This is a genomic window from Methylopila musalis (assembly GCF_042679725.1).
Classification (GTDB): Bacteria; Pseudomonadota; Alphaproteobacteria; order Rhizobiales; family Methylopilaceae; genus Methylopila; species Methylopila musalis.
The window spans coordinates 1-4,951 of the sequence record NZ_JBHTMX010000204.1; the positions used below are offsets into that span (position 1 = coordinate 1).

Genomic DNA, 4,951 nt, shown 5'->3' on the forward strand with positions numbered 1-4,951 from the left:
TGGGTGCGCACGGCGGCGAGGGGCGCGGCCAGCGTGCGCCCAAGCGCCTGCGCCAGCGGAACCGTCTCCGCCGGCAGCGTCGACAGCCCCGCCAGAATGCGCGTGCGCGCGTCCGCCACCGGCAGCAGCGCGCTCACGCCGCGTCTCCCGCGCGGAAGTCGCCGGAACGGCCGCCGGATTTCGCCAGCAGCCGCACGCCCTCGATGCGCATGCCGCGATCGGCGGCCTTGGTCATGTCGTAGACGGTGAGGCACGCCACCGAAACCGCGGTCAGCGCCTCCATCTCCACGCCGGTCGGCCCGGTGGTGCGGGCGGTCGCGGTCACCACCACGCCCGGCAGCGCGGCGTCGGGCGCGAGCTCCACCGTCACCTTGGACAGCAGCAGCTGATGGCAGAGCGGGATGAGTTCGTGGGTGCGCTTGGCGGCCATGATGCCGGCGAGGCGCGCGGTTCCCAGCACGTCGCCCTTCTTGGCGTCGCCCGCGAGGATCAGGTCGAGCGTCGCCGGCGCCATCACCACGCGGCCTTCGGCGGTCGCCTCGCGGCGGGTGGCGTCCTTGTCGCCCACGTCCACCATATTGGCCTCGCCCGAGGCGGACAGATGGGTGAGGGCGGCCTGCGTCGTGTCGGGCATGAAGGGTCTTCGGCGCTTAAGTGAGAAGGGCGGAGGCGACGTCCGCCGCCACGGCGCCGAAGACGCCAAGGCCGGTCATCGTCAGTCCGGCGAGATAGAGGCGGGTGGCGCGATCATAGACTGGCCGCGCCAGTCCCTCCACCGGCAGCAGCAGCGCCAGCGCCCGGATCTGCAGCACGGCGCCGACGATGATGAGCGCGGCCGGCGGCCCGTCATAGAGCCGCCAGACGCCGTCGCTCGACGCCCATTGGGACAGGAACCCGAGCGAGAACGACAGCGTGATGCCGAAGGCGGTGATCGTTCCGTTGCGGAACACCGGCTCGATGGCGGCCGCGCGCTCGTTCGCCGGCGTCGCCGCCGCGCCGTCCTCAACGGGCACCGGCGGCGCCTCCGTCGTCCTGCCGGCGCGCCACGAGCTCGGTCAGCAGCGTGATCTGCTCCTGCTGCTTGGCGAGCAGGGCCACGATGTTCTCGTCGCGCAGGCGGTCCAGCTTCTCGTGCAGCGCCATGATCTCGATCTCGGCCTTGAGGTTCACCTCGTAGTCGAGCTGGGCGTTGTGGCGATCCTTCGCCGACTGGCGGTTCTGGCTCATCATGATGACGGGGGCCTGCAGCGCCGCGAGCATGGACAGCATCAGGTTCAGGAAAATGAACGGATAGGGGTCGAACGGCCGGGTCAGAAGCCAGATGTTCGCGATCGCCCACAGCACGAGGAAGGCGCAGAACAGCAGGATGAAGGTCCACGAGCCGCCGAAGGTCGCCACCTTGTCGGCGAGGCGCTCGCCGAAGGACATGCGATCGTCGAACGCCTCGTTCGGATCCCGCGCCAGCACCTGCCGGGACTTGGCGTGACGCAGCGCCCGCGCCTCGCTTTCGTCCAGCGCGTCCACGGCCTTGCCGAACCAGCGCGCCGCGCTGTCGTGCAGGTTGGCGGCGTGCTCGCTCATCGCGCCTCCGGGCGGTGTCAGGCGGCGGCCGGCGCGGGCGCAAGCAGCGCGCGGGTCGCGGCGGCCACGTCCGCCTGCCGCATCAGGCTTTCGCCCACCAGCAGTGTGCGGCAGCCGCAGGCGGCGAGCCGGGCCACGTCCGCGGGCGTGAAGATGCCGCTCTCGCCCACCAGAACGCGATCGCGCGGGATGCGGTGGGCGAGGCGCTCCGTCATCTCCAGCGAGACCTCGAAGGTGCGAAGGTTGCGGTTGTTGACGCCGATCAGGGCGCTACCGAGCGGCAGCGCGCGCTCCAGCTCGTCGCCGTCATGCACCTCGATCAGCGCGTCCATGCCGAAGTCGCGCGCGGCGCCCACGAGGCTGCGGGCCTCGGCGTCGGTCACGGCCGCCATGATGACGAGGATGCAGTCGGCGCCGAGCGCCCGCGCCTCGGCCACCTGATAGGGCTCGTAGAGGAAGTCCTTGCGGATGACGGGCAGGTCGACGGCCGCGCGCGCCGCCACCAGATAGTCCGGCGCGCCCTGGAAGGACGGGCCGTCGGTGAGCACGGACAGGCAGGCCGCGCCGCCGTCGCTGTAGGCGCGGGCGAGCGCCGGCGGGTCGAAATCGGCCCGGATCAGCCCCTTGGACGGGCTCGCCTTCTTGATCTCCGCGATCAGCGCCGTCTCGCCCGCCTTGAGCCGGCGGCGGATGGCGGCCTCGAAGCCGCGGGGCGGGGAGGCGCGCTCGGCGGCGCGGACCACCTCGACCAGAGGACGCGCGGCCCGGGCGTCCGCGATCTCGCGACGCTTGTAGGCTTCGATCCGGGCGAGGATGTCGGTCATATCACGGCCTTTGATCGGTCCATCACGCATTGTCGTGGGGCGGGACGGGCGCGGCGGCGTAAACTGCCGTCCGCAGCGGACGATCTATGGGCCGAACCCGCTGCGCCCGCAACCGTTCCGTCCGGGAGAGCGCCCGTGCCGACCGCCGCCACGCTGATCGCTTTCGCCGCGCTCTCGCTCGGCATGGTGCTGACCCCCGGTCCCAACATGCTCTATCTGATCTCCCGCTCCATCTCGCAAGGCGCGGGCGCGGGGCTGATCTCGCTCGGCGGGGTGGCGCTGGGCTTCGTGGTCTACATGCTGGCGGCGGCCTTCGGCGTCACGGCGCTGCTGTTCGCCGTGCCTTACGCCTATGACGCGCTGCGGCTGGCGGGCGCGGCCTATCTCGGCTGGCTCGCCTGGCGGGCGCTGAAGCCCGGCGGCGCATCGCCGTTTCAGGTGCGCGCGCTGCCGCGGGAGAGCGTGAAGCGCCTGTTCGCCATGGGACTGCTGACCAATCTGCTGAACCCGAAGATCGCGATGCTCTATCTCGCGCTGCTGCCGCAGTTCATCGATCCGCAGGCGGGCCCGGTGCTCGTCCAGACGCTGGCGCTCGGCGGGCTGCAGATCGGCGTCAGCGTGGCCGTGAACGCCATGATCGCGCTGTCGGCGGGGGCCGTCGCCGCCCTGTTCGTCCGCTGGCCGCTGTTCGCCGTGGTCCAGCGCTGGCTGATGGGGCTGGTGCTGGGCGGGCTCGCCGTGCGGCTGGCGCTCGAGAGCCGTCGCTGAGGCGTCAGTCGCCGTTCGACACCCGGATCAGCGCGTCGAGTCGCGAATAGGCCCCGCCGGAATCGATGGCGTGGGCCGCAAGCTCCGCTCCCTCGACCAGCGTCTCCACCCGGCCCGCCACGATCAGCGTGGCGGCGGCGTTGAGGATCGCCACGTCGCGATAGGCGCCCTTCGCCCCGTCCAGCACCGCGCGCAGCGCGTCGGCGTTGGCCTCGGCGTCGCCGCCCTTCAGCGCGTCCGGCGCGTGCCGGGACAGGCCGGCGTCCTCGGGCGAGACGGCGAAGGCGCGCACCGCGCCGTCCTTCAGCTCCGCCACATGGGTGACGCCGGAGGTGGTGATCTCGTCCAGCCCGTCGGAGCCGTGGACCACCCAGGCCCGGTCCGAGCCGAGCTGGCGCAGCGCCTCGGCGATGGGCTCCACCCATTTCAGCGCGAACACGCCGACCATCTGGCGGGTGACGCCGGCGGGGTTCGACAGCGGCCCCAGCAGGTTGAAGATTGTGCGCACGCCGAGCTCCGCGCGGGCCGGGCCCACATGGCGCATGGCGGAATGGTGGTTCGGCGCGAACATGAAGCCGATCCCGGCGTCCTCGATGCAGCGCCCGATCAGCGCGGGGCTCGCGTCCACATTGACGCCGAGCGCCTTCAGCACGTCCGCGGAGCCCGATTTCGACGACAGCGCCCGGTTGCCGTGCTTGGCGACGGTCACGCCGCAGCCCGCCACCACGAAGGCGGCGCAGGTGGAGACGTTGACCGAGCCCGCGCCGTCGCCGCCGGTGCCCACCACGTCCACCGCGTCCGGGGGCGCGGCCACGGGCGTCATCTTGGCGCGCATCACCGACACCGCGCCGGCGATCTCGTCCACGGTCTCGCCGCGCAGGCGCAGCGCCATCAGGAAGCCGCCGATCTGCGCCGGCGTCGCCTCGCCGGACATGATGTGGTCGAAGGCGGCTTCGGCCTCGGCGAGCGACAGCGCCCGGCCTTCCGCCACATGCGCGATGACGGCGCGGAAATTCTCCATCGGCTCCGCGCTCCTCAGCCGGCGAGGGCGGCCGGCGCCCGGCGTCCGGCGTTCCAGGCGCGCGCGGCGTCGAGGAAGTTGCCGAACAGCGTCGCGCCCTGCTCGGAGGCGATGCTTTCGGGATGGAACTGCACGCCGTGGACCGGCAGCGTCCGGTGCGACAGCGCCATGATCAGGCCGTCCTCGGTCTCTGCCGTGATCTCCAACTCCTCCGGCAGGCCCTGCCGCCGCACCACCAGCGAGTGGTAGCGGGTGACGTTGAGCGGGCCGTTGACGCCCCGGAACAGGCCGCGGCCCGTGTGGCGGATCCGTGCGAGCTTGCCGTGCACGGGCGCCGGCGCGCGCTCCACCACGCCGCCGAACACCTCGCCGATCGCCTGATGGCCGAGGCAGACGCCGAGGATCGGGGTCGTCTCGGCCGCCCGCGCGATCAGCTCGCAGGAGACGCCGGCCTCGCGGGGCGTGCAGGGGCCGGGCGAGATCACGATCGCGTCGGGCTTCGAGGCCATCACCTCGTCCACCGTCACCTTGTCGTTGCGGCGCACCGTCACCTCCGCGCCGAGCGCGCCGATGGCGTGCACCACGTTCCAGGTGAAGCTGTCGTAGTTGTCGATCAGGGTGACGGCGGTCATGTCGGCTCTCTCCGGGCCGGCACTGAACGCGGCGCGGGCGGCGGCGTCAAGCCGCGGGTGGGGCGGTCTCAGTCCTCGGGCAGGGCGCCCGGCGCGCGCTCCACCGCCGCGCCGTCGAGCGGCCG

Annotated in this window: 7 protein-coding genes; 1 reads left to right on the forward strand and 6 read right to left on the reverse strand. The window is 72.4% G+C overall.

From position 1 onward, the window contains the following. Positions 1–133: 133 nt before the first annotated feature. From moaC to trpC, 4 genes are read right to left on the reverse strand one after another with little or no spacing between them, the layout of a single operon-like run. Complete coding sequence (gene moaC, locus ACFQ4O_RS15055; RefSeq protein WP_378776755.1) at positions 134–634, reverse strand: cyclic pyranopterin monophosphate synthase MoaC; 501 nt, start codon at positions 632–634, stop codon at positions 134–136. 16 nt (positions 635–650) lie between these two features. After that, positions 651–1,013 (reverse strand): hypothetical protein, encoded by a 363-nt coding sequence (locus ACFQ4O_RS15060; RefSeq protein WP_378776757.1) that lies wholly within the window; start codon positions 1,011–1,013, stop codon positions 651–653. After that, positions 1,003–1,581: a DUF1003 domain-containing protein gene (locus ACFQ4O_RS15065; RefSeq protein WP_378776759.1), complete on the reverse strand. Its 579-nt coding sequence runs from the start codon at positions 1,579–1,581 to the stop codon at positions 1,003–1,005. The genes ACFQ4O_RS15060 and ACFQ4O_RS15065 overlap by 11 nt, the downstream gene beginning before the upstream one ends. Before the next feature lie 17 nt (positions 1,582–1,598). After that, a complete protein-coding gene (trpC, locus tag ACFQ4O_RS15070; RefSeq protein ID WP_378776761.1) occupies positions 1,599–2,405 on the reverse strand; it encodes an indole-3-glycerol phosphate synthase TrpC in 807 nt (268 codons plus the stop codon). Positions 2,406–2,540: 135 nt separating this feature from the next. Here trpC and ACFQ4O_RS15075 point away from each other — a divergent pair, with 135 nt between their 5' ends. Next, positions 2,541–3,173, forward strand: coding sequence for a LysE family translocator (locus ACFQ4O_RS15075; RefSeq protein ID WP_378776763.1), 633 nt, complete (start codon positions 2,541–2,543; stop codon positions 3,171–3,173). A gap of 4 nt (positions 3,174–3,177) precedes the next feature. Here ACFQ4O_RS15075 and trpD read toward each other — a convergent pair whose 3' ends face one another. Together trpD and ACFQ4O_RS15085 are read right to left on the reverse strand one after the other, a co-directional pair. Then, on the reverse strand, positions 3,178–4,194 hold the full coding sequence (gene trpD / locus ACFQ4O_RS15080) for an anthranilate phosphoribosyltransferase (RefSeq protein WP_378776765.1): 1,017 nt from the start codon (positions 4,192–4,194) through the stop codon (positions 3,178–3,180). Positions 4,195–4,208: 14 nt separating this feature from the next. After that, a complete protein-coding gene (locus tag ACFQ4O_RS15085) occupies positions 4,209–4,826 on the reverse strand; it encodes an anthranilate synthase component II (protein WP_378776767.1) in 618 nt (205 codons plus the stop codon). Positions 4,827–4,951: the final 125 nt, after the last annotated feature.